The 22,988-nt window shown below is 70.3% G+C and carries 20 protein-coding genes and 1 pseudogene; 10 read left to right on the top strand and 11 right to left on the bottom strand.

Annotated features, from left to right (window positions below; all coding sequences use genetic code 11):
• Positions 1-246: 246 nt before the first annotated feature.
• The 3 genes from H1D24_RS36510 to H1D24_RS36520 are packed head-to-tail and all read left to right on the top strand — an operon-like array spanning position 247 to position 3,940.
• On the top strand, positions 247-744 hold the full coding sequence (locus H1D24_RS36510) for a (2Fe-2S)-binding protein (protein ID WP_181662031.1): 498 nt from the start codon (positions 247-249) through the stop codon (positions 742-744).
• Positions 741-1,733, top strand: coding sequence for an FAD binding domain-containing protein (locus H1D24_RS36515; protein WP_181662032.1), 993 nt, complete (start codon positions 741-743; stop codon positions 1,731-1,733). Before H1D24_RS36510 ends, H1D24_RS36515 begins: the two co-directional genes overlap by 4 nt.
• A complete protein-coding gene (locus H1D24_RS36520; RefSeq protein ID WP_181662033.1) occupies positions 1,730-3,940 on the top strand; it encodes a xanthine dehydrogenase family protein molybdopterin-binding subunit in 2,211 nt (736 codons plus the stop codon). Before H1D24_RS36515 ends, H1D24_RS36520 begins: the two co-directional genes overlap by 4 nt.
• Positions 3,941-4,042: 102 nt before the next feature.
• Here the strand turns inward: H1D24_RS36520 and H1D24_RS36525 are convergent, their stop codons facing one another.
• Positions 4,043-4,663: an L-threonylcarbamoyladenylate synthase gene (locus tag H1D24_RS36525; protein ID WP_181662034.1), complete on the bottom strand. Its 621-nt coding sequence runs from the start codon at positions 4,661-4,663 to the stop codon at positions 4,043-4,045.
• Positions 4,664-4,952: 289 nt separating this feature from the next.
• Here H1D24_RS36525 and H1D24_RS36530 point away from each other — a divergent pair, with 289 nt between their 5' ends.
• Complete coding sequence (locus H1D24_RS36530) at positions 4,953-5,246, top strand: zinc-ribbon domain-containing protein (RefSeq protein ID WP_181662035.1); 294 nt, start codon at positions 4,953-4,955, stop codon at positions 5,244-5,246.
• 91 nt (positions 5,247-5,337) lie between these two features.
• Here H1D24_RS36530 and H1D24_RS36535 read toward each other — a convergent pair whose 3' ends face one another.
• Entirely contained in the window at positions 5,338-5,814 is a 477-nt protein-coding gene (locus H1D24_RS36535; protein WP_181662036.1) for a MarR family winged helix-turn-helix transcriptional regulator, read from the bottom strand.
• 80 nt (positions 5,815-5,894) lie between these two features.
• Here H1D24_RS36535 and H1D24_RS36540 point away from each other — a divergent pair.
• Positions 5,895-6,389: pseudogene (locus H1D24_RS36540) on the top strand (GTP cyclohydrolase II); the annotation flags it as partial.
• Positions 6,390-6,458: 69 nt separating this feature from the next.
• Here H1D24_RS36540 and H1D24_RS36545 read toward each other — a convergent pair.
• From H1D24_RS36545 to H1D24_RS36570, 6 genes are all read right to left on the bottom strand, one after another.
• Entirely contained in the window at positions 6,459-8,897 is a 2,439-nt protein-coding gene (locus tag H1D24_RS36545) for a SpoIIE family protein phosphatase (protein ID WP_181662037.1), read from the bottom strand.
• A gap of 153 nt (positions 8,898-9,050) precedes the next feature.
• A complete protein-coding gene (locus tag H1D24_RS36550) occupies positions 9,051-10,310 on the bottom strand; it encodes an amidohydrolase family protein (protein ID WP_181662038.1) in 1,260 nt (419 codons plus the stop codon).
• 3 nt (positions 10,311-10,313) lie between these two features.
• Positions 10,314-11,717, bottom strand: coding sequence for a glutamine synthetase family protein (locus tag H1D24_RS36555; RefSeq protein WP_181662039.1), 1,404 nt, complete (start codon positions 11,715-11,717; stop codon positions 10,314-10,316).
• 454 nt (positions 11,718-12,171) lie between these two features.
• A complete protein-coding gene (locus H1D24_RS36560) occupies positions 12,172-12,894 on the bottom strand; it encodes an FAD:protein FMN transferase (RefSeq protein WP_181662040.1) in 723 nt (240 codons plus the stop codon).
• Between the two features lies 1 nt (position 12,895).
• Complete coding sequence (locus H1D24_RS36565; RefSeq protein WP_181662041.1) at positions 12,896-13,354, bottom strand: FMN-binding protein; 459 nt, start codon at positions 13,352-13,354, stop codon at positions 12,896-12,898.
• 10 nt (positions 13,355-13,364) lie between these two features.
• On the bottom strand, positions 13,365-14,708 hold the full coding sequence (locus H1D24_RS36570; RefSeq protein WP_181662042.1) for a ferredoxin reductase family protein: 1,344 nt from the start codon (positions 14,706-14,708) through the stop codon (positions 13,365-13,367).
• Between the two features lie 161 nt (positions 14,709-14,869).
• Here H1D24_RS36570 and H1D24_RS36575 point away from each other — a divergent pair, with 161 nt between their 5' ends.
• Together H1D24_RS36575 and H1D24_RS36580 are read left to right on the top strand one after the other, a co-directional pair.
• Positions 14,870-15,559 carry a response regulator transcription factor gene (locus H1D24_RS36575; protein ID WP_181662043.1) on the top strand — a complete coding sequence of 230 codons (690 nt, stop codon included), beginning with the start codon at positions 14,870-14,872 and terminating at the stop codon, positions 15,557-15,559.
• Positions 15,556-16,992 carry a sensor histidine kinase gene (locus tag H1D24_RS36580; protein WP_181662044.1) on the top strand — a complete coding sequence of 479 codons (1,437 nt, stop codon included), beginning with the start codon at positions 15,556-15,558 and terminating at the stop codon, positions 16,990-16,992. The genes H1D24_RS36575 and H1D24_RS36580 overlap by 4 nt, the downstream gene beginning before the upstream one ends.
• 72 nt (positions 16,993-17,064) lie before the next feature.
• Here H1D24_RS36580 and H1D24_RS36585 read toward each other — a convergent pair whose 3' ends face one another.
• On the bottom strand, positions 17,065-17,919 hold the full coding sequence (locus H1D24_RS36585) for a LysR family transcriptional regulator (protein ID WP_181662045.1): 855 nt from the start codon (positions 17,917-17,919) through the stop codon (positions 17,065-17,067).
• A 216-nt stretch (positions 17,920-18,135) separates the two neighbouring features.
• Between H1D24_RS36585 and H1D24_RS36590 the strand changes: the two genes are divergently transcribed.
• Entirely contained in the window at positions 18,136-18,939 is an 804-nt protein-coding gene (locus tag H1D24_RS36590; RefSeq protein WP_181662070.1) for an EamA family transporter, read from the top strand.
• Positions 18,940-19,240: 301 nt separating this feature from the next.
• Complete coding sequence (locus H1D24_RS36600) at positions 19,241-19,564, top strand: Ldh family oxidoreductase (protein ID WP_258564614.1); 324 nt, start codon at positions 19,241-19,243, stop codon at positions 19,562-19,564.
• Between the two features lie 80 nt (positions 19,565-19,644).
• Here H1D24_RS36600 and H1D24_RS36605 read toward each other — a convergent pair whose 3' ends face one another.
• Both H1D24_RS36605 and H1D24_RS36610 read right to left on the bottom strand, forming a co-directional pair.
• The gene (locus tag H1D24_RS36605) at positions 19,645-20,595 is read right to left on the bottom strand and encodes an alpha/beta hydrolase fold domain-containing protein (protein WP_181662071.1); all 951 of its coding nucleotides are present in this window, start codon (positions 20,593-20,595) and stop codon (positions 19,645-19,647) included.
• A 193-nt stretch (positions 20,596-20,788) separates the two neighbouring features.
• Positions 20,789-21,862, bottom strand: coding sequence for a maleylacetate reductase (locus H1D24_RS36610; protein ID WP_181662046.1), 1,074 nt, complete (start codon positions 21,860-21,862; stop codon positions 20,789-20,791).
• Positions 21,863-22,196: 334 nt separating this feature from the next.
• Between H1D24_RS36610 and H1D24_RS36615 the strand changes: the two genes are divergently transcribed.
• On the top strand, positions 22,197-22,925 hold the full coding sequence (locus H1D24_RS36615; protein WP_181662047.1) for a 4a-hydroxytetrahydrobiopterin dehydratase: 729 nt from the start codon (positions 22,197-22,199) through the stop codon (positions 22,923-22,925).
• Positions 22,926-22,988: the final 63 nt, after the last annotated feature.

Consider the following 22,988-nt stretch of genomic DNA (forward strand, 5'->3'; position numbering starts at 1 on the left):
GCGGACGGCCCGAGCGGAAGTGGCGAAACGATACTGACGACCCCGAGCACCAGTGCTCACCTCACACCACAAGGGACCGAAGGAAGCACAGTCATGGCGGTTTTCTCCCTGACGCCGGCAGAACAAGCGCTGCTGCCGTCGCCCGAAGAGGTCCGTTTCTACCGGGACCATGGCTGATACCTGTCCCGGCAACTGTTGTGTGCTGTCGAGTGAGCCGAGAGCGAACCGAATCGTGAGGAAGAGTTCATGGGTGGTGCGTCCGTCGTCGGCAGGACGACGGTGACCGTGCAGGTCAATGGGCAAGAGCGGCGTCTGGAACTGGACAGCCGCGTGACACTGCTGGACATGCTGCGGGAGCACCTGGAGCTGACCGGTACGAAGAAGGGCTGTGACCAGGGCGCGTGCGGTGCGTGCACGGTGTTGCTGGACGGGCGGCGGGTGGTGTCGTGTCTCACGCTGGCTGCGCAGTGCGACGGCCGTGAAGTGACCACCATCGAGGGTCTGGCGCCGGGGGGCGAACTGCATCCGCTGCAGGAGGCGTTCATCCGGCACGACGGCTTCCAGTGCGGGTTCTGCACGGCGGGGCAGATCATGTCCGCGGTGGCACTGCTGGCGGAGGAGCGGGCCGGTTCGGACGCGGAGATCCGTGAGTTCATGAGCGGCAACCTGTGCCGGTGCGGTGCGTATCCGAACATCGTCGCGGCCATCCGTGAGATCGCTCAGCAGGGCGGTGGGATGCCGTGAGCGTGCTGGAGTACCGGCGTCCGGAGCAGGTGGCGGAGGCGATCGCGCTGGTCAGCGCGGATCCGGGTGCGGCGTATCTGGCGGGCGGTACCACGCAGCTGGACCTGCTGCTCAAGGACGGGGTCGTGGAGTACGGCACGCTGGTGGACATCGGCCGGCTGCCCCTGCGGGGCACCAGCGTCGTCGACGGGGTGCTGCGGGTGGGCGCGGTGACCACGATGGAGGAGCTGGCCGCGGACGCGGTGGTGATCGAGCGGCTGCCGATGGTGCGGGAAGCGCTGCTGTCCGGGGCGTCCACGCAGTTGCGGAACATGGCGACGATCGGCGGGAACCTGCTGCAACGTACCCGCTGTCGCTATTTCCGCGATCGCGCCGTGGCGGCCTGCAACAAGCGCGCCCCCGGTTCGGGTTGTGCGGCGGTGCGGGGACCGGCGCGGATGCACGCGATCCTGGGGGCCGGCGAGAACTGCATCGCGCTGCACGCGTCGGACCTGTGCGTGGCGCTGGTGGCGCTGGACGCGGTGGTCGGCATCGAGGGCCCGGACGGGCAGCGCAGCGTGCCGCTGACCGAGTTCTACGTCATGCCCGGCGAGCGGCCGGATGTGGAGAATGTGCTCGCGCACGGAGAGATGATCACGCATGTGGATGTGCCGTTGCCTGCGGCGGGCCTGCGCGCGCAGTACGTGAAGGTCCGGGACCGGGCCTCGTACGAGTTCGCCCTGGTGTCCGCGGCGGCGGCACTGCGCATCGAGGAGGGTGCGATCACCGAGGCCCGTCTCGCACTGGGTGGCGTGGGAACGGTGCCCTGGCGGGCCTGGGCGGCGGAGGACCTGCTGCGTGGGAGGCAGGCGGACGAGGCGAACTTCCGGGCGGCCGCGGAGGTGGCGCTGCGGGATCCCTACACGGTCCCCGGTACCGAGTTCAAGGTCGGGTTGGCCCAGCGCCTGATCGTCCGCACTCTGAAGTACGTCTCGGGAGCGCAGACATGACCGCACCCTCGCCCAACAAGATCGTCGGTGAGCCCGTCGACCGCATCGACGGACAGCTCAAGGTCACCGGAGGCGCCCACTACCCGTCGGACGTCGGCTACCCGGACATGGCGCACGCCGTGCTCGTGCAGTCGACCATCGCTTCGGGCACGATCCGCGCCATCGACACGGCGGACGCGCTCGCGGCGCCCGGGGTCTTCGCGGTGATCACCCACGAGAACGTCCCCGAGCTCGTGCACGAGGTGATGACGCCGTTCGGTCCCTCTCCGCGGTTCCCGCTCAAGGACAACCGCATCGTCCACCACGGGCAGCACGTGGCCGTCGTGGTGGCGGAGACCCTCGAGGAGGCGAGAGCGGCCTCCCGGCTTGTGCGGGTCGAGTACGACGAGACGGCGGCCATCCTCGACATCGACGACCCGAGGGCGCAGGTCACGACGAACCCCTACGAGATGGACGTCGAGCGGGGCGATGTCGAGAAGGCCCTGGCCTCGGCCGACATCGTCTACGACGAGCGGTTCCACACGGCGCCGGTGACCAACAATCCGCTGGGACCGTTCGCCGCGGTCGCGCGCTGGGACGACGGCAGGCTGCTGATCCACAGTTCGACCCAGTGGCCCGTGATGGAGCGCCATGTCCTTGCAGGGATCTTCTCGTTGGACGAGTCGGCCGTACAGGTTCTCGTCCCGTACCTCGGCGGCGGATTCGGCGCGGGGCTGCGCACCTGGCCGCACACGGTGCTCACCGCGCTCGCCGCACGCATCCTCGACCGCCCGGTCAAGCTGGTCGTGCCACGGCCCCAGATGTTCACGTCCGTCGGCCACCGGCCGGAGACCGTCCAGCACCTGCGGATCGGCGCAACCTCCGACGGCCGTCTGGTGGCCATCGACCACGAGGGGACGTCGACCACCGGAGCCGAGGAGTCCAACCTCGAACCCATCACGGTGGTGACCCGCGAGGCATACGACTGTCCGAACCTCGCCACGCACGACCGGCTGGTGGCCCTGAACATCCCCAACCCGGGGGCCATGCGCGCCCCCGGCCACGCGGAAGGCAGTTTTGCGCTCGAGTCGGCGATGGACGAGCTGTCCCACCGCCTCGGAATCGACCCACTGGAACTGCGGCTGCGCAACTTCGCCGAGGTCAACCCGCAGACACGGTTGCCCTGGTCGAGCAACGCCCTGCGGGAGTGCTACCGGGTGGGCGCCGAACGCTTCGGCTGGCACCACCGCAACGCCGAACCCGGATCCCTGCGGGACGGCGAATGGCTGATCGGCCACGGCATGGCGGCCGTCTCCTACAGCTGGTGGGCGACGCCCTGTCGGGCGACCCTGTCCCTCGGCCGGGACGGCGGCGCACGGCTGCGCGCCGCGGCCACGGACATCGGGACGGGCACGTACACGATCGCCGCGCAGATCGTCGCCGAACTGCTCGGCCTCGAAGTCGACCAGGTGCACGTCGAGATCGGCGACAGCGCCCTGCCCCTCGCCCCGCCGTCCGGTGGCTCCGGCCTCGCGGTCGCGTTCGGCGGCGCCATCGAGGACGCCGCCGCCCATCTCGTACGGGCGTTCCTCGACCTCGTTCGCGACGACGACCGCTCGCCGTTGCGAGGAAGGGACCCCGACGAGGTCATCGCCACCAACGGACGCCTGCAGTTGTCGGACGACCCCGGCGTCGGCGAGTCGTACACCGCCATCCTCGAACGACACGGCAAGGACGAACTCAGCGCCGAGGGCGAGACGGACCCCACGCCGAAGGCCGAGGGCATGACGATGTCGCCCGCAGGTGCCTTCGCCGCCCAGTTCGCCGAGGTCCGGGTCCACGAGGAGCTCGGGCTCCTCAAGGTCACGCGGCTGGTAGCGGCGGTCGACGCGGGCCGGGTCCTCAACGAGAAGACCGCACGCAGCCAGGTCGCCGGGGGCATGGTGATGGCCATCGGCATGACGCAGTTCGAGGAGACGGCGTTCGACCCGGCGACCGGCCGGATCACCAACGCGACGTTCGGGGACTACCTGATCCCCGTCAGCGCGGACATCCCCGACCTCGACGTCGTCTTCGTCGGCGAGCCCGACCGCTACAACCCCATGGGCATCAAGGGCATCGGCGAGGTCGGCATCACATGCGCGCCGGCGGCGATCGCCAACGCGGTGTACCACGCGACGGGCAAGCGCATCCGCTCCCTGCCGATCACGATCGAGGAACTGCTGTAGTCGCCGCGTCGATGTGGGGCATCGGCGCCGAAGGCGTCTTCGCCTTGTTGTGGTCGGGTACGAAGGCGTCGGCGGGACAAAGGGTTGTGCGCGGCGCGGCGGCTATTCGAATGGCGTGGGGTCGCCGGCTCCCCGGCGGACGATCTCGGGTTCCCTGCTGGAGAAGTCGATGACGGTCGTCGGTTCGACGCCGCAGTCACCGGAGTCGATCACCGCGTCCACCACATGGTCGAGTTCCTCCTTGATCTCCCAGCCCTGGGTGAGCGGTTTGTCCTGCTCGGGCAGGAGAAGGGTGCTGGACAGCAGCGGCTCGCCGAGTTCGGCGAGAAGTGCCTGCGCGACGACATGGTCGGGAATCCTGACTCCGACGGTCTTCTTCTTCGGGTGCAGCAGCCTGCGCGGTGCCTCCTTCGACGCGGGAAGGATGAAGGTGTAGCTGCCGGGGGTCGACGCCTTGACTGCGCGGAACACCGCGTTGTCGAGGCGTACGAAATGGCCCAGCTGGGCGAAGTCCTGGCACATCAGTGTGAAATGGTGTCGTTCGTCGAGGTGACGGATCGAGCGGATGCGGTCGAGCCCGTCTCGGTTGCCCAGCTGGCATCCGAGTGCGAAACAGGAGTCCGTCGGGTAGGCGACAAGACCTCCGTCACGGATGATCTCGACCACCTGAGTGATGCTGCGTCGCTGCGGATTCTCCGGGTGCACGTCGAAGTACTTCGCCATGCGCCGAGCTTAGACCGGCCGGCAATTGGAGGGCGGCGTCGCGGGGCCTGGCACGCGCATCTGCCGCGTTGTCGTCGGTCGCGATGGCTCCGCCATCACTCCCTCCTCCGCCTTCGAGGCAGGCCCTCCTCGGTGATGTTCCCCCCGCTTCAGGGCCTTACGCTGACGACATCGCGCCGCGCCCTCCGCCGAACGCACCGACGTGCACGAGACTGGGCTCCGTGACCACACCTTGCGGCACGCCGGCACTGTTCCGGCAGCAGGCACTGACCCGGGAAGGACCAACAGCATGATCATCTTTGGCACCAAGGGATACCTGTACCAGCTCGCGATACTGACGCTGGTGTGCGGCCACTGCGGTAATCCCTCCGCGCACACGCTCAAAAAGCGCGTCACGAAGTTCACGCTGTTCTTCGTGCCGCTGTTCGCGTTCTCGACGAAGTACGCCACGCAGTGCACGTTCTGTGGCGCGGAGCAGAAGGTGACCAAGGAGCAGGCGGAACAGCTGCAGCGGCAGGGCGGCGCGCGCGGCCAGGGCGGTCAGACGTACGGGCAGCCGCACCAGCAGCCGTACCAGTCCTGAAAGGGGTGGGGGACAGCTGCTGGACAAATCCAGGCCGGCTGTCCTCGAAGTCCACGACCGCAAGCGGCCCGTTGTCGAAGCCGCGGGTCCCCTACCGGGGGCCGGAGGCGTTCCCGTCGCACATGCGCCGACTGGCCTCGCCGAGGCCGTCGGCGACGGCGATGAGCTGTTCCGGGGTGAGGACGTCGATGAGCAGCTCGCGGACGGTGGCGACATGGCCCGGGGCCGCCCGCTTGAGCATCTCCTGTCCGGCGTCGGTGAGGACCGCCTTGACCCCGCGAACATCCCAGGTGCAGGCGCGGCGCTGCACCAGCCCGGCCTTTTCCAGCTGGGTGATCTGGTAGGTCAGTCCGCTCTTGGTGTTGAAGAGGGAGTCGGCGAGTTCCGTCATGCGCATCTCGTGCCTGGGTTCGGCGGAGAGCCGGACGAGGATCTCGTACTGCAGGTGCGAGAGGCCCACCTCGTCCTTGAGCTGCTGGTCCAGGCGCCGGTTCAGCAGCGCGCCGGCAGCGAGGAAGGCATGCCAGGCCCGCGACTCTTCCTCGCTCAGCCATCTCGGGTGACCCATGTCTCCACCCTACATGGGTTGTTCAAATTCAAATATATGCGGTACCGTGGCGGCCCTCGTTCAAATTTGAATCGAGTTTCCTGGGCGACCCCACCGGCTCCGACACCCCTTTGGTGCGGCTGCACTCCGAGTGCCTGACCGGGGATGTGTTCGGCTCCGCACGCTGCGACTGCGGCCCTCAGCTGCGCGAGGCCGTCCAGCGCATCGACGCCGCCGGGGGAATCCTGCTCTACCTCCGCCAGGAGGGCCGCGGCATCGGTCTCTACAACAAGCTCGACGCCTACGCGCTCCAGGACACCGGCCTGGACACGTACGAGGCCAACACCGCCCTCGGCCTTCCGGAGGACGCCCGCGACTACACCGCCGCCGCCCAGATGCTCACCGCCCTCGGCGTCCGGAAGCTCAATCTGCTGTCCAACAACCCGGACAAGGCGCGCCAGTTGGACGACCTGGGAATCTCGGTACGCACCACCGTGCCGACCGGCGTCTTCGCCACCGGCAGCAATGTGCGCTACCTGCAAGCCAAGGCCCAGCACACCGGACACACCATCGAGCTTGCCTGCGTCGCCGGCTGACGGTGAGCCCCTGCTGTGCAGTGGTCTGGAGCTTGTTCGCGGAGCGCGTGCGGGCCGTTGCTCTGCTCGTCACGTCAAGGTCTGTTCCGCCCAGATTGTTTTGCCCTTGGCGGTGTGGCGGGTGCCCCAGTGCTGGGTCAGCTGCGCGACCAGGAGCAGTCCGCGGCCGCCCTCGTCGTAGGTGCGGGCGCGGCGCATGTGGGGCGCCGTGCTGCTGGCGTCCGTGACCTCGCAGATGAGGCTTCGGTCGTGGATGAGACGCAGTTGGATGGGCGGCTCGGCGTGCCGGATGGCGTTGGTGACCAGCTCACTGACGACCAGCTCGGTGACGAAGACGGCGTCGGTCAGACCCCACGCCTCCAGCTGGCCGACGGCGTCCTTGCGGGCCTGGGCGACGGCGGCTGGATCGGCGGCCACGTCCCAGGTGGCGACCTGGTCGGCGTTCAGCGCGCGAGTGCGGGCGACGAGCAGGGCCACGTCGTCGATCGGCCGCTGGGGCAGCACGGCTGCGAGCACCGTGTCGCACAGCGCGTCCAGGGATGCCGCGGGACGGGTGAGGGTCTGGCGCAGCCGGAAGATGCCGTCGTCGATGTCGTTCTCACGTGATGCGAACAGGCCGTCGGTGTAGAGGGCGAGCAGACTGCCCTCGGGCAGTTCGATGTCGCCTGCCTCGAACGGAAGTCCGCCCAGGCCCAGTGGGGGTCCCGCCGGAAGGTCGAGCAGCTCCGCTGTGCCGTCCGGGCTCACCACGGTCGGCAGCGGATGCCCCGCCCGGGCGAGCGAGCAACGGCGGGATACCGGGTCGTACACGGCGTACAGACAAGTCGCCCCGACGTCGCCGGTCTCCGGCTCCTTGGCGGGCCGCCCCGTGCCTTCCGCCTCGGGGGACAGGCGGGCGACCAGGTCGTCGAGGTGGGTGAGCAGCTCGTCCGGGGGCAGATCGATGTCGGCGAGAGTGCGTACGGCGGTACGCAGCCGTCCCATGGTCGCGGAGGCGTGGATGCCGTGGTCCACGACATCGCCCACGACCAGCCCCACCCTGGCTCCGGACAGCGGGATCACGTCGAACCAGTCCCCGCCCACACCGGGCTGGGCGCCGGCCGGAAGATAGCGGGAGGCGACATCCACCGCGGCCTGCTCGGGCAGCCGCTGCGGCAGCAGGCTGCGCTGCAGGGTGACCGCCGTGCCGCGTTCTCGGGTGTAACGCCGTGCGTTGTCGATGCAGACCGCCGCCCTCGCCACCAGCTCCTCGGCCAGCACGAGATCGTCCTGCTGGAACGGGTCGGGGTGGCGGTGGCGGACGAAGACCGCGACGCCCAGCGTGGTGCCGCGGGCCGACAGCGGCACGGTCATCACCGAGTGGACGCCGAAGTCGCGGACCCGGGCGGCCCGGACCGGGTCCCGGGCGACCCATTCGGTGATCGCGGGCTCGGTCACCTGGTGCAGCACGGCGCGTCCCAACCGGAGACACTCGACCGGCGGGGAGCCCTTCGGGTATTCGTCCACCCCGCCCTGATCGACGGCCGCCTCGGGGACTCCCGGGTGCACGGACCGGTGGGCGATGCGCCGCAGCGCCAGCGAGCCGTCTGTGGCCACCGCTCCCGGCGGCGGCTCCTGAACGTCGTCGAGGGAGGCCAGCAGGTCGACGCTGATGAAGTCGGCCAGTGCCGGGACCGCCACGTCCGCCAGCTCCTGCGCCGTCCGCGTGACATCAAGGGTGCTGCCGATACGCTTGCCCGCCTCTGCGATCAGCTGGAGCCGCTTGCGGGCCCAGTACTGCTCCGTCATGTCGTGCGCGGAGAGGCAGACACCGTGAATCCGGCCGTCCCGGTCCCGCAGCGGCGCCAGGAAGACCGACCAGGCGTGCTCACGCGTCTCACCGGCGGCGCGCAGATAGTTCTCGCGGTACTGCGGCTCGCCGGTCGCCAGCACCCGCAGCATGTCCTGTTCCGCCAGCTCACCCGCCTCGTTGTCCACGATCTCCGGCACGCGCAGCCCGCGCATGTCGTCCTCGGTGAGGGCCACGCTCCGTTCCATGGCCTCGTTGGCCCGCCGCAGGCGGAGCCCGGTGTCGTACAGCGCCAGCGCGCAGCAGGGGGACTGCGTGAAGCTCCAGCTCACCAGGGTTTCGTCGTCCGGCTGGGGGAGCCTCCCGGTCAGGGCGGAGAGCAGCAGCCATTCGCGGGTCCCGTGGTCCGGCGTCCTGTGGTGTGCCAGCACTTTGATCTCCAGGCGGTGGCCGTCCCGGTGCCTGGGCGCCAGCCTTCCGTGCCACCTCGGCAACTGGGCGAGTGGGCGCAGGTCCCGTGCCGTGGCCTCATCGGCGAGGAGAGCGGCCGCCGGGCGTCCCAGGGTCTGCGTCGAGGAGTACCCGAGCAGTTGCTCGGCACCACCGCTCCACCCGGTCACGGTTCCGTGTTCGTCGACTGTGGCGCGAGCCGTGAGCGCCTCATCGACCACATCTTCGAGGGGACTCGTCACCTGGTCGGCGGTGATGCGCCGGTCCATGGTCGCTCATCTCGCTCTCGCTGAGATCTTCGCCCCTGAGGGGACGTGACACCCGGATGGTGCTGCGCCTGCTGTGCTCGAAAGCGCACTCTTTGCCCCTATTAGGCATTATCCCGGTGCGCTGGCCGCGGCGGCCAGCAGGTGGTTCCGCGCTCATGCGTGGTCGCCGTCAGGGAGGGGATCGCGTTCGGGGAGTGCTTCAGGGAGCCCTGCGGGGAGTCCGTAGACGCGGAAGGCGTTGTCGCGTCCCGTCCACGCGGCGATCCGGAGCGCGTCCGGCAGGCTCAGGTCGTCGGTGTTCACCCGCTCCTGGAGCAGCCCGGCCATGCCCTGCCGGAAGGCCAGCGCGCCGAGCTGGTAGAACTCCGCCACCCCGTAGGCGTCCGAGCTGTGGAGCAGTTTGCGGAAGGGGGTGATCTCGAGCGCCTCCTCCAGGATCGCCCGGGCGCGGGCGGGGCCGACGTAGTGCAGAGTGAGCCCGACGTCGAGGTACACCTGCTCGAAGACCGTCGCCAGATAGGCGGCCTGGCGCTGGTAGGGCCAGCAGTGCAACAGCAGCACCGGGATGGTGCCGGAGGTCAGGTGCAGCCAGTCGGTCAGATGGGCGGGATCCACCCTGTGCATCCGGATGTCGTTGTCCCCGAAGCCGGTGTGCAGTTGGAGAGGAAGCCCGAGATCCACGGCCGTCCAGAGCAGGTGCCGCACGAGTACGGGGTCGTCCAGCCGGTGGCGGACAGGGGTCTCCTCATGGGGCCCGTGTGTCTTCGTGGCGATGTCCCCGGTACGCAGCCAGCGCCGGGCCGCTTCGGTGACGTCCGCGTCCGACGGGCGGCTCGGGTCCAGGTCGAACCCGGTGCGGTATGCGGCCACGGACTTCACCGCCACCACGCCCGGCCGCTCGACGGCCGCCTGCGAGGCCGCCACGAACGCCGCGGCGTACTCACCCGGCTCCACTCCCTCGCCCGCCACGGCCTCGGCGACGCTCTCCAGACGTACGACCTCGTACGCGGCGGCCGCACCGCCCGTGGCGGCGAGCTCCGCCGGTGTCGTGAGGCGGTCCGAGCCCGGGCTGTATCCGGTGTCGACACAGAGCACGCCGGTTCCCGCGGCGGCGACGAACCTCCGGTTCACCTCGCGCCAGCCTAGCTCTGTCCGCCGTGCCAGGTACTCCGCGGCGGGAGCGTGCCGCGGCAGGCCCAGCACCGGCGCGCAGTGCCGGCGGATGGCCACGCCGACCGGACTGTCGAAGGGCGTGATGCCACTGCCAGGCCATACGCCGCCCTCGGTGATCAGCGACTCGAACCTCTCCGGGCTCAGATCGGCGGTGACGACGCCGTGGCAGTGGTGATCCACGAGCGGAAGACCGGCGAGGAACTCGTGGACCGGTCCGTTGGTGGGAGATGGCGTGGTCACCGGTCAGTACTTCCACCGGTACGCCGCCGCCACCAGTTCGTCGTCCAGTCCGGCCACGGCCGCGATCTCCCCGAGGCGCACGGCGATCACGGCGTCGGCCAGGACCGGTCCGAGCGCGGCGCGGAGCCGCTCGTCCTTGCGGAACTCCTCCACGGCCTCGTCCAGCGACGTCGGCAGGCGGCGCACGCCCCAGGCCGCCGCTTCCGAGGCACTGAACCGTGCGGGATCCCCGGTGATCTCCTCGGCCAGGGGCGCGGACGACTCCAGTCCGTCGAGCCCGGCGGCGATGAGGCAGCCGAGCGCGAGGTACGGATTGGCGGCCAGGTCGACCGGCTTCACCTCCAGATTCGCCGCCTGCTCGCGCCGCCCCGCCGTACCGGTGATGACGCGCACCGCGGACTCGCGGGTCTCGCGGCCCCAGGCGGTGAACACCCCGGCCCACTGCGAGGGCTTGAGTCGCAGATAGCTGGCCGGGCTGGGGGCGGTCACGGCCGTGAGCGCGGGCAGGTGTGCGAGCACGCCGGCGGCGAAGGACTCGGCCTCGGCCGTCATGCCGTACCGGCGGTCACCACCCGAGTGCAGGTTCACCCCGTCGCGCCAGGCCGAGATGTGCACGTGGCCGCCGTTGCCGACGCCCTCGGCGAAGACGGCCGGCGAGAAGGAAACCTTGAGTCCGTGGCGCTGCGACACCGCCCGGATGGTCTGCCGCACCAGCACGCTCCGGTCGGCCGCGGCCACCGGGTCGAGCGCGCCCACCGAGATCTCGAACTGACCGGCGGCGTACTCGGGGTGGATCTGGTCGACGTCCACACCCTGTGCCGTGAAGGCCCCCATCAACTCGGCGGCGTAGTCGCTCAGTTCGACCTGCCGAGTGGCGCTGTAGGCCGGACCCGAGGTCGCGGGGACGAACTCGTCGCCGGCCGCCGACCCCTGCCCGATGGACCACTCGACCTCGATGCCCGCCTTGAACGTGATGCCGTGGTGCCGGGCCGCGTCTGTGACGATCCGGCGCAGGAAGGTGCGGCTGCACGCCGGATGCCGCTCGCCCTCCTGGGTGATCCGGTCGACGGGGGCCCACGCCCAGCCCGGCTGTCCGGACAGCACCACCAGCTGGTCGAGGGCGGGGTAGAGGCGCAGGTCGCCGTCCGGTGAGCCGAGCACATCGGTGGAGACGATGGAGTCGTTGGCCAGGAAGGTGTCGAACACCGGTGACATCCCGACGCCCCAGGCGGCCGCCGAGGCGAGCCGGGCCGTGGGGATGGTCTTCACCCGGCCGATGCCCGCGGTGTCGACATAGGCCAGCACGATGCCGCGTACGCCCTGCCCGGACAGCTCCACGCTCAGCGCGGTGGCCCGCTCGACATCACCGGGGCGTCCACCTGGGACGGGGTCGGCAAGGGTGGTCATACGTCCTCCTCGGCGAGCGGGGCAGACGGCGGCCGTCGGGCCGTCCTGGTGTTCACGTAGCTCTGTACCCGGGCAAGCCCATTCCGAGCACCAGATGATCGCTTCCGCCGCCGTCGTGGGCGTGGTTCCCGGTCCGGGTCGCGGCCGGGTCGGTGATCGGTCGCCTGACCGATCAGGGTCTGGTTGACCTGACGGGTGGTCTGCGCCGCGACCCGGGGATTGCTCCGCGGTTGTCTCGGTAGCCAAGAGAGGCTCCTGTGGTCGGCCCCGCTCCTTGCCCGGTGCCGTCATTTGCCGGTAAGCGGCCAGCGGACAGTCGCTCGCCGCTCCATTCGGCGGGTGCCGGACCATCACAGTCTGTCGCTGGGGCGGCCGTCGACCGGTTTTTCTCGCTATGGGGCGGCCCCTTGCCCGTAGCACTCGGCTCCGTTGCCCGTAGCCACTCAGGGGGCGATCAGGCGGCCACGGGAAGTCCCGGAGTCCGGACGACCCTGCGCTCGGCATCCACGGCGAACACCTCGCACCCTTCCCGTGCGGCGGCCCACTCCATGCCCTCCGCGCCCATGGCGAACGCCGCTGTCGCGGTTGCGTCGGCCTCGGTCAGCGAGGGCGCCACGACGGTGAGACTGAGCAGTCCGGTCGCCGGACGGCCGGTACGCCCGTCAAGGATGTGGTCACCCCGTTCGTACCGCGCGGAGGTCGCCACCGCGCCGTCGGTGATCTCCAGTACCGTGCACAGCCTGTCGGCCTGCTCGGGGTGCCGTACACCCACCCGCCACGGACCGCCGGCCGCGACCACGTCACCACCGGCGTTCAGGCAGAACCGCGTCGCCCCCGCGGCCGTCAGCAGCTCCGCCGCCCGCTGTACCGACCAGCCCTTCACCATCGCGCAGGGGTCGAGGCCGCGGCCCGGCAGCCGGGCGTCGAACGCACCGCCGGTCGCGACCCGGTACTCCTCGCAGAGGCCGAGGACCTCCACCAGATCCGCGCTGAGGTCGTCGTCCGACAGCTCGCCCCGGTCCAGCCGGGACACGTCGCTGTCGGGCTTGAAGGGGCTGAAACGCGCGTCGACCTCGCGCAGCCACGCGAACAGCGCGTCCGCCGCCTCCTCGGGGACGTCCTCGTCGTCGATCCGCAGCGACACCGGGAATCCCATGATGTGTTCGACGCGCCGCATCTCAGGCGTCCTTCGCGTCGATGGCGGCCTGGAGCGACTGGATGTATCCCTCACTGGTGATCGTGGCTCCGGACACAGTGTCGATGTCGGCGCTCTGCGCCTCCAGCGTTTCCTCGATCAGCTTCGGCACGGCAGCCGTGGTCTGCGGGTGGTTCGGCTGCTGGAGCATCCGCACGGAACTGATCTTGTCGCCTTCGAACGTCACCTCCACCTGCACGGCCCCCTTCGACGTGTTGACGGTGCTGCCGCGGACGACCTGCGAGGCGGCCGCCGACGCGGACGGCGAGGCCGCGGACGAAGAAGACGACGAAGGAGAGGAAGGAGACGGCGAAGAAGCCGGCGAGGGCGTCGGGACGAGTTCGGCGGCCTCGGTGGTCGTCGTGCCGGCAGGCGGTTCGTAACGCCAGAGCGGGATCAGGCCCGCGACGGTCAGGATGAAGACAGGCAGTGCTCGTTTCACGATGTCCCTCTCATCCCGCCAGGCTGAAGCGCTCGAAGTGGATCTGCTGCCTGGGCACTCCCAGCTCGCGCAGGCTGCGGAGCACCGCGCTGGTCATCCCGGGCGGGCCGCAGACGAAGACGTCCCGTTCGCAGACGTCCGGCACAAGCCGCGCGAGCGCCTCCGGTGCCAGCTTGTCCGGCGTGGCCGGGCCGGTGACGAGGTGCAGCTCGGTGCCCTTGGCGGCGGCGAGTTCCCGCAGTTCGTCGTAGAGCACGGCGTCCCGGTCGGTGGCCACCCGGTAGATGAGCACCGCGTGGCCGTGCAGCTCCTCCAGCAGGGCCCGGATCGGGGTGATGCCGACGCCGCCGGCGATGAGCAGGGTGTCGGGGCGGGTGCGGTGGAGGGTGGTGAAGGCGCCGTAGGGGCCCTCGGCGAACACTCGCGTGCCCACGGGGATGTGGCGTAGGGCTGCGGTGCCGTCGCCGGCCGTCTTCGCGGTCAGCCTGAGCTGCCGGCCGTCCGGTGCGGCCGACAGCGAGAACGGGTTGGCCTGCCACCACCGCTCCCTGGTCAGAAACCGCCACAGGAAGAACTGGCCCGCTCGCGCAGGCAGTTGATCCAGGTCGCGTCCCGTTACGTAGATGGACACGACGTTGTCGGACTCGGGCACCACGGCCGACACCCGCAGCTGGTGCCGCAGGTTCCGCCGCAGGGGAAGCACCACCCGTCCCAGGAACACCGAGCCCAGCGCCGCTCCCCACAGGGTCCACCAGTACGCGGTGGCCGTGGCCGACGTCGTGAAGGTCGTGCCCACCGCGACCTGGTGCGAGAACGCCAGCAGCACCGCCACGTACATGTAGAGATGGATGAAGTGCCACGTCTCGTACGACAGCCGGCGCCGGGCGAAGCGCGCCGACACGATGCCGACCGTGATGATCAGCGCCAGCGCGACCACGGCGCGCAGCACGTACTCGATGGTCGTCGCCAGCTCCACGAACTGGTCCACCGGCGGCAGCGACGACAGCTGCGCGTAGCCGAAGGTGATGAACACCATGTGTGTCACCAGGGTCCACAGCACGCCGAAGCCGACCCAGCGGTGCCAGGAGGTCAGCCGGTCCATGCCGATCCGGCGGTCTAGCCACGGCAGCCGGGCGACGAGCAGCAGCTGGAAGGCCATCAGGAGCGCGCCGTACAGTCCGGCCAGTCGGCCCAGCAGCATCAGGGCGTTCGAGCCGAGCCCGGCCTGGAAGAAGAACGTGGTCACCACGCACACGTTGGCGCCCAGGACGGCGTACAGGCCTGCGCGGGCGACGACCTTGGGGCGTATCGCCGCCGCAGGCGGGGGCGGCTGGACACGTTGGACAGTCGTCACGGTCGGCAACTCCTCGCTCGGGGGTGGGGACTTTCGAGCCTGCCTGGTGGGAGCTGTCGTTTTACTGTCGGTCGACTTTCAAGTCGTTATCGATACGGACCCGTCCGGCCGCACTGGGGGGCGGGTATGGCGTCATAAGACACGTGAAGCACCATGAGCACGTGGAAAGAGTGCGACTCCTCGTTGTGGACGACGATCCTCCCATCGCCGACCTCGTGGCGACGGTTGCCCGCTACGAGGGCTGGGAAGCGGTCACCGCGAACTCCGGCGAGGAGGCCCTGAGCCGGGCCGCCGGGTTCCAGCCCGACATCGTGGTGCTCGACCTGATGCTCCCCGACCTCGACGGCTTCGCCGTGCTGGACCGGCTCCGCCAGTCCGGGACGATGGTCCCCGTCGTGTTCCTCACCGCGCGCGACGGCGTGGCCGACCGGGTCGCCGGCCTGACCAGGGGCGGTGACGACTACCTCGTCAAGCCGTTCGCGGTGGAGGAGCTCATGGCCCGGCTGCGGACCGTGCTGCGCCGCAGCACCGGGCCGGGGTTCCAGCGGTCCGTGCTCAGGGTGGCGGACCTGACGCTGGACGAGGACACCCGTGATGTGCGGCGAGGCGACCGGCGCCTCACGGTCACACCGACCGAGTACGAGTTGCTCCGCTTCCTGATGCGCAAGTCACCGACCGTGATGACGAAGGCGCAGATCCTCGACCACGTCTGGGAGTACGGCTTCGGCGGCCGCTCCAACGTCGTGGAGCTGGTCGTCAGCCGCCTGCGCCGCAAGCTCGAGGACACCGGCGAGCCGCTGATCCACACCGTGCGGGGAGTCGGGTACGTGGTACGGCAGGTCACCCAGTGATCAGCCGGCTGAGGCAGACCTACCGCAGCCAGCGCCTCGGCACACGGCTGGCGCTGGGCCTTGCCGTGCTGTCGCTGATCGTGTTCGCCGTCGTCGGTACGGCGCTGTCGACGTATATGCGGGACTACCTGCAGCACCAGCTCGCCGACCAGATGAAGCTCGTCCAGGTCACACAGTCCAAGGACGCCCTGGTCCACGGCACCGTGCAGCGAAAGCCGTACTACGGCTGGTACACCGCTGTGTACGACATGCCGGACGGCGTGCCTGTGCTCCGCAAGTCCGCCGACGTGCCCGCGGACACAGGGGAACTCGCCGCCGTCGCCGCGGAGCTGCCCGACGCGGGCTCCCCGGAGATCCTGCGCACCGCGCACCTCAAGGGGGAGGGCACATACCAGCTGCGCGCCTGCGAGGTCGAACCCGGCGTGGTCCTCGTCACCGCAGCCCCCATGGAGGACATCGAGGACACCATGGAGCAGCTGGTCACGGTTCAGGTCGCCACGTTCGCACTCGCGTTGCTCGCCCTCGTCGTGGCCGGCCGTGCGGTGCTGCGGCGCGGCCTGAAGCCGCTCAGCGACATGGCGCACACGGCCCACGGCATCACCTCGCACGACTTCACCGACTCGGCGCGACTCCCCGTGCGCGTCGACGGCGAGAAGGGCGGCCCCGAGGTCGAGGAGCTGCGCACCGCGTTCAACACCATGCTGGAACACATCGACGACTCCCTCGCCGTCCGCACGGAGGCCGAACAGCGGTTGCGCCGGTTCGTCGCGGACGCCTCGCACGAGCTGCGCACCCCGCTGATGTCGGTGCGCGGCTACGCCGACCTGTTCCAGTACGCGGCGGCCAACGCGCCCGAGGAGCGCGAGAAGCACCTGGCCCGGCTGCGCGCCGAGGCGGCCAGGATGAGCGTGCTCCTTGACGACCTGCTTCTGCTCGCCCGCCTGGACGCCGCAGAGGTGGAGACACCGCTGCGGCCGGAGGACACGGACCTGATGGACCTGGTGCGCCAGGCCGCGGACGCGTTCCGCGCGGGCCGGCCGGACCACCCGCTGACCGTGGCGGCCGGGCCCGAGCCGGTGATGCTGCGTCTCGACCCCCTGCGTATCCGGCAGGTGCTGGACAATCTGCTCACCAACGCCGCCGTGCACACCCCGGCCGACACGAAGGTGTCCGTGGAGACGTCCGTCTCGTCCGGGGAGGCGATGGTGCGGGTCGCCGACTCCGGGCCGGGCATACCGGCCGCCGATCAGGAGCGCGTCTTCGACCGCTTCTACCGCGTCGACAAGGCCCGCAGTCGCGATCGTGGCGGCAGCGGCCTTGGCTTGGCGGTCGCACGGTCACTCGTACGCGCGCATGGCGGCACCATCGAGCTGGCCAGTCGGCCTGGTTGCACGGCCTTCACCATCAGGATTCCGCTGGGCCGGACGGAGTGAGCTGGACGGGGTGATCTGGATGGAGTGAGCTGAACGGAGTGAGCCGCATGGAGTGAGCTTGGTGGCCGGGATTCAGGCCTTGCGATAGAGCTCCGTGAGGAGTTCGATCGCGGACTGGGTGGCCGGATGCGGGTCGTCCCGCCACCAGGCGAGCCGCACCGCGATCGGCTCGGCGTCGCGCACCGGCCGGTAAGCGATGCCGGGCCGCGGGTACTGGTTCGCGGTGGACTCGGCCGTCATGCCCACGCAGCGGCCCGTGGAGATCACGGTGAGCCAGTCGTCGACATCGTGCGTTTCCTCGGTCGCCGGGCGGGAGTCCGGGGGCCACAGATCCGTGGTGGTCGTCCCGGTCCTCCGGTCGATCATCAGCCTGCGCCCGCCGATGTCGGCGAGCCTGATCGAGCGGCGCCGGGCCAGCGGGTCGTCGGCGGCCATGGCGCACAGGCGCCGCTCCAGCCCCACGATGGCGGAGTCGAAGCGGCGGTCGTCCACCGGCCTGCGTATCACGGCGAGGTCGCAGGCACCCTCCGCGAGTCCGGCGGTGGTGGAGTTGACGCGGATGAGTTGCAGGTCCGTCTCGGGGTGCGCGCCCGCCCATCGGCGCTGAAAGGCCAGAGTGTGGCGGCCGATCGCCGACCAGGCGTAGCCGATGCGCAGGCACGTATGACCGGACGTGGCCTCGCGGACCAGGTCGTCCACTTCGCCGAGCACACGCCGGGCCTGCGCCACCACGCGCAGCCCGGTCGCCGTCGGAGTCACCTCGCGCGAGGTCCGCCGCAACAGCCGTACGCCAAGGGCCTGTTCGAGCGAGGCCAGTGTCCGGGACACGGCTGCCTGAGAGACACCGAGCGCGATGGCGGCATCGGTGAAGGTGCCCTCGTCGACGATCGCGACGAGGCAGCGCAACTGCCGCAGCTCCACATCCATGAGTGAAGCGTATAGATGCTTCTGCGGATGCATTTTGTGCAAGAGCAGCGTGGTCCCACGATGCGGGGCATGCATGCAGCATCCGAACGTTCAGCAGCTTCCGCACGCCGGTCAGCCGGGGTGCCTTCGTCCTCCGTGCCGTCGTCGCCCGTGCCGTCGTCCCCGGCGCCTTCGTCCCCGGAGGTCGGGGGAAAGCACCTCGCCGGTGTGGTCACCATGGTCGGCAGCGGACTGTCCAACCAGATCGGTGCCGCGATCGGGTCCCTCGCCTTCCCCGTGCTCGGACCCGTCGGTGTCGTCGCGGTACGCCAATACGTCGCCGCGATCGTCCTGTTCGCGGTCGGCCGGCCGAATCTGCGGACCTTCACCAGGCGGCAGTGGTGGCCGGTCGCGCTGCTGGCCCTGGTGTTCGGAACGATGAACCTGTCCCTGTACAGCGCGATCGACCGCATCGGTCTCGGGCTGGCGGTGACCCTGGAGTTCCTCGGCCCGCTCAGCATCGCCCTGGCCGCCTCACGCCGCCGACTGGACGCGTGCTGCGCGGTGATGGCCGCGGCGGGCGTCGTCACCCTGATGCGCCCGGGGCCTTCCACCGACTACCTCGGGATGGGCCTGGGTCTGCTGGCCGCCGTCTGCTGGGCGTCGTACATCCTGCTCAACCGCACCGTGGGACGGCGCATCCCCGGAGCGCAGGGACCGGCTGCCGCGGCCGGACTGTCCGCCCTGATGTTCCTGCCCGCCGGACTCGTCATCGTCGTCGAACGTCCGCCGACCGCGGGGGCCGCCGTGTACGCCGTCGCCGCCGGCGTCCTCTCCTCGGCCGTGCCCTACCTCGCGGACCTGTTCACCCTGCGCCGCGTACCGGCGCGGGCTTTCGGTCTCTTCATGAGCGTCAATCCGGTCCTCGCCGCCGTGGTCGGATGGGTCGTCCTCGGGCAGAGCCTGGGATGGACGGAGTGGGCCGCCATCGGGGCCGTCGTCGCGGCCAACACCGGCAGCATCCTCACGTCGCGCACCTGACGGAGGGCCGTGGCCGGAGCTCTCGGCAATAAGAGAGAACGAAATTGTTGACAATCTTGTTGCCCACGTGGGGCGCCGGCTGCAGAACACGAAGACCGCGCCGGAAGCGGGCCTTTCCGGACAGCTGGAGCAGCGTCGAGGCCTCCGCGCCGGACACGCCCGGAAGGCGCGCCGACCTGCCGACGGGTGAGGTCTTCGCGGACCGGCTCAGCCCATCTGGTCCTCGACCGACACGTGTTCCACCGTCTTGCCGGTCTCCGTGAACGTCCGCGTCACATGGCCCGACGTGTACACCCACAGGATGCGCAACCGATCTTCTCCGCCTTCCACTCGGACGACCACCCAGGGCCGCAAGCGCCGCCAGAACGCCCTGCTCATCGCCCTCGACCCGGCCGCCTTCGGCGACCCGGACGGTTTCACCGCGGCCGTCGACACCACCCTGAGCACGCTCAAGGGGCTGCCGGCGGCGGACGGCGTGGCCGGTGTGTACTACCCCGGCGAGCGCAGCGCAGCGGTGGCCGCGGAGCGCTCCGCGAAGGGGCTGCCGGTGGCGCCGAAGGTGCGGCGCGACCTGACGGAGCGCGCCGACGAGCTGGGCGTCGTGCTGCCGGAAGCTGCTGGATAGGGGACAGCGGCTTCGGTAGTGACGGCTCCTGGGGGACGGCCGGGCGTCCGGTGCGGCGGACGTGTCGGCCGTCCGTGCCCTCAAAGGGCCTTGGGGGCTTCGGCCCCGTTCACTCGTCGTATGTGACGGGCGATCAGGGCGTAGGTCTCCCGGGCTTTCTCGTCGTCCTTGGAGTCGTATCCGTGGTCGGCTCCGCGCACGTCGTGGTGCTCGGCGAGTGCGCCCGCCGCACCCAGCCGCTCGGCGTAGCGCGTCGCCTCGGTCCTGAGCAGGTCGTACTCGGCCGTGATCACCACAGCCGGGGCGATGCCCTTCAGGTCGGCGGTGTCCGACGGATGGGCGGGCGAGACGAGCCGGTCGGCGCGCTCGCTCGGATCCGGCACGTACGACGTGTCGAAGACCTCCGCCATCCACGGCCGCAGCATGGGCTTGGCGACGGCGGCCTGCTTCTCCTTGGCGCTGGTGACGAGGTCCAGCGGGGGATAGTGCAGCACCTGGAGCGCGATCGACGGTCCGCCCTGCTCCAACGCCTGGCGGGCCACGGCCGCCGCGAGCCCGCCGCCGGCGCTCTGCCCGCCCACGGTGAGCCGGCCGCCGTCCCAGCCGTGCTGTGCGCCCTGCTCGGCGACCCAGCGCACCACCTCGAAGGCCTGCCTGGGCGCGGCCGGGAACGGGTGTTGCGGGGCGACGACATATTTCACGTTGACCACGACAACCCCCGCCTCGGCGGCGAGGAACCTGCAGAGCCCGTCGTCCATCTCCGGCATCGACATGACGTAGCCGCCGCCGTGGAAGTTGACGTGGACGGGCGGATTCGCCGCCGGACCCGGGGGTCTGTACACCGTGACCGGGGCCGGCGCGACGGACGTCGGGACCGTCAAGGGGCGAGCCTGTCGTGGGAATTCAGGGAATCGGGCGTACCAGGAGACCGTCGAACCGGGTCCGCTGGAGCGTCGGCCCGCGAGCCCGGTGAGGCTCTGCATCGTCTTGGCGGCGAAGGAGGCCACCGCCGGCCTGGCGAGGAGGGACATACGGCTCCGATCGGTGTAGGCCACGCCCGCACGTGACGGGCTCCCGCGCCACGGACAGTACCTCCACGAGCCATCGCATCATCAAGTTTCCTGTCGATTGATGGCTGATCGTAACAACGCCGCGGTGACAGATCGAGCTGCGCCGGACGGCCGAGGAGCGACAGAACAGAGTGCTGGTCCGCGCGAGTTTGGGTTACCGACCCTCGCCGCCGGGGATCCGGCCGTGCCAGGCGTCGTCGAGCAGGGCCGCGACACCGTCGACAGTGAGCGGCCGCGGGTTCGGATACGGAGCCCCCGCCACCCGCTCCGCGATCGTGCGTAGTTCGTCGGCGGGAACGCCCAAGTCCGCGAGGGTGGTCGGCCCGCCGTAGGCGCGGGCCAGCTCGGACACGGCGGCGACCGGGTCGCCGCCGATGGCACGCGTCATGCGGGCGAACGCCTCCGGCGCGGCGGGCCGGTTGAAGGCCATGATGTGCGCCAGCAAAAGGGTGTGCAGCTCCGCGTGCGGCAGATCGAAGGCGCCGCCGAGAACGTGCGCGAGCTGGTGGTGCAGGCCCATACGCGCCTGGGCCAGGCAGATGCCTGCAAGCCAGGCGGCGGTTTGCAGGCGCCCGCGGGCCTCGGGATCGCCCGGGTTGTCGAGCACCGCCGGGAGCGCGGACAGGATGCCGTCCACCGCCTCGGTGGCAAGCGCGTCCGTGATCGGGCTCGCGGTGGGCGACCAGAGGGCTTCCACGGCGTGTGCAAGGGCGTTGACCGCGCTGGTCCTGGTGAGGCCTGGCGGAAGAGTGAGGGTGAGATCGGGGTCGTAGACGACCGTGCCGGGCATCAGCGCGGGATCGCGGCGGGTGGTCTTCACGCCGTCCTCGGTCTCGCCGAGCACCGGGGTGACCTCGGAGCCCGCGTACGTGGTGGGAACCGCGATCTGCGGCATCCCGGTGCGCGCGGACACCGCCTTGGCCAGACCGATCGCCGAGCCGCCGCCGATCGCCACGACGCAGTCGGCGGCGGCCGCCTCGACGACCGTCATCGCCTCGTCCGTGACGGCCACCGGGGTGTGCGCGGCGGGACGGTCGAAACGGGCCGCGAGACGCGCGCCCAGTGCGTGGGCGATGCGGTCGGCCGTCGCCTTGGCCGAGGGCGTCGCGACAAGCAGGACTCGCCCTGCCCTCAGCCGTTCGACTTCCTCAGGAACGTGGTCGACCGCGCCGCGCCCCGTCAGTACGCGGCTGGCGATGGTCTCGTGGATGGTGATGGGTGTACTCATGCGGTGGTCTCCGATAGGGGGAACGGGGCTCGGACGGCGCTTCGTGCCCGTGCCGGGACGCGGATCGGCGCGCTGCCGTGGAACGGTACCTGCGTGCGATGGCGCCGCCCGGGCGCTGTCCGCACGGGGCGTCCGGGGACAGGCACAGTGGCCGCACGATCACACGCGCCGCTCACGGTGTCCGGGCGATCGTCCCGGCGGCCTTCGCTTGGGGCTGCGCCTCCTGGGCGCCTCTGAATGATCGATCGCAGCCTGGCCAGGCGCCGCCGCCGCTACGCGCAGCCTGCCTTCCTGTGAGTGCTGAATTGTCAGACGTGCTCGCTACGTTGAGTGCATGACTCATGCTGAGGGCAAGACCCAGCGGATCTCTCCGCGGCAGTTCCATGAAGCCGTCGGCGTCGAGGATTGGCGTGTACTGGGCGAGGGAGCGTGTACGCACTTCCGTACCGGCTCGTTCGCGGCCGGCGCCCGGCTCGTGCACGAGATCGGCGAGCGGGTCGGCCTCGCGGACAATGTCCCCGACATCGACCTGCGGTCCGAGGGCGTGACGGTCCGGCTGATCACGATCACGGACGACTATTACGGGCTGACCGAAGGGCACATCGAACTGGCCCGGCAGATCTCGGCCGTGGCGCGTGAACTGGGCGTCAGCGCCGATCCGTCCGCTGTGCAGACCGTTCAAGTCGCCATTGACGCTCTCGTCGGCCCCGACGTGATCCCGTTCTGGCGCGCCCTCCTCGGCTACCGGGACCGCACCGACAGCGAGGAGGACCTGATAGACCCGCACCGTCGCGGGGCACCGCTGTTCGTCCAGCAGATGGACGCGCCGCGCCCGCAGCGCAACCGGCTCCACGTCGACGTCTTCGTGCCGCACGACCAGGCGGAGGCGCGCATTGCGGCAGCGATAGCAGCCGGCGGCCATCTGGTGACCGATGAATTCGCGCCGTCGCACTGGGTGGTGGCCGACGTCGAGGGCAACGAGGCCTGCGTCGGCACGTGCGGCTGGCCCGGCCCTGAACCGGAGAGGCAGATGAAGCCCTCACAGCAGACGGCCTGCGGTTGATCATGTGCTCTGACGAGATCGAGGACCGCTCACCCGCCCACCGTCGGCGCCGGACGCCATCGG

The sequence above is a fragment of the Streptomyces himalayensis subsp. himalayensis genome, assembly GCF_013778455.1.
Taxonomy (GTDB): Bacteria; Actinomycetota; Actinomycetes; order Streptomycetales; family Streptomycetaceae; genus Streptomyces; species Streptomyces himalayensis.

Excerpts from the sequence above, each read along its gene's own strand:
- H1D24_RS36510 (WP_181662031.1), top strand. The coding sequence starts at position 247 with ATGGGTGGTGCGTCCGTCGTCGGCAGGACGACGGTGACCGTGCAGGTC.
- H1D24_RS36520 (WP_181662033.1), top strand. The coding sequence starts at position 1,730 with ATGACCGCACCCTCGCCCAACAAGATCGTCGGTGAGCCCGTCGACCGC.
- H1D24_RS36525 (WP_181662034.1), bottom strand. The coding sequence starts at position 4,663 with ATGGCGAAGTACTTCGACGTGCACCCGGAGAATCCGCAGCGACGCAGC.
- H1D24_RS36530 (WP_181662035.1), top strand. The coding sequence starts at position 4,953 with ATGATCATCTTTGGCACCAAGGGATACCTGTACCAGCTCGCGATACTG.
- H1D24_RS36535 (WP_181662036.1), bottom strand. The coding sequence starts at position 5,814 with ATGGGTCACCCGAGATGGCTGAGCGAGGAAGAGTCGCGGGCCTGGCAT.
- H1D24_RS36545 (WP_181662037.1), bottom strand. The coding sequence starts at position 8,897 with ATGGACCGGCGCATCACCGCCGACCAGGTGACGAGTCCCCTCGAAGAT.
- H1D24_RS36555 (WP_181662039.1), bottom strand. The coding sequence starts at position 11,717 with ATGACCACCCTTGCCGACCCCGTCCCAGGTGGACGCCCCGGTGATGTC.
- H1D24_RS36560 (WP_181662040.1), bottom strand. The coding sequence starts at position 12,894 with ATGCGGCGCGTCGAACACATCATGGGATTCCCGGTGTCGCTGCGGATC.
- H1D24_RS36585 (WP_181662045.1), bottom strand. The coding sequence starts at position 17,919 with ATGGATGTGGAGCTGCGGCAGTTGCGCTGCCTCGTCGCGATCGTCGAC.
- H1D24_RS36590 (WP_181662070.1), top strand. The coding sequence starts at position 18,136 with ATGGTCGGCAGCGGACTGTCCAACCAGATCGGTGCCGCGATCGGGTCC.
- H1D24_RS36600 (WP_258564614.1), top strand. The coding sequence starts at position 19,241 with ATGCGCAACCGATCTTCTCCGCCTTCCACTCGGACGACCACCCAGGGC.
- H1D24_RS36605 (WP_181662071.1), bottom strand. The coding sequence starts at position 20,595 with ATGTCCCTCCTCGCCAGGCCGGCGGTGGCCTCCTTCGCCGCCAAGACG.
- H1D24_RS36610 (WP_181662046.1), bottom strand. The coding sequence starts at position 21,862 with ATGAGTACACCCATCACCATCCACGAGACCATCGCCAGCCGCGTACTG.
- H1D24_RS36615 (WP_181662047.1), top strand. The coding sequence starts at position 22,197 with ATGACTCATGCTGAGGGCAAGACCCAGCGGATCTCTCCGCGGCAGTTC.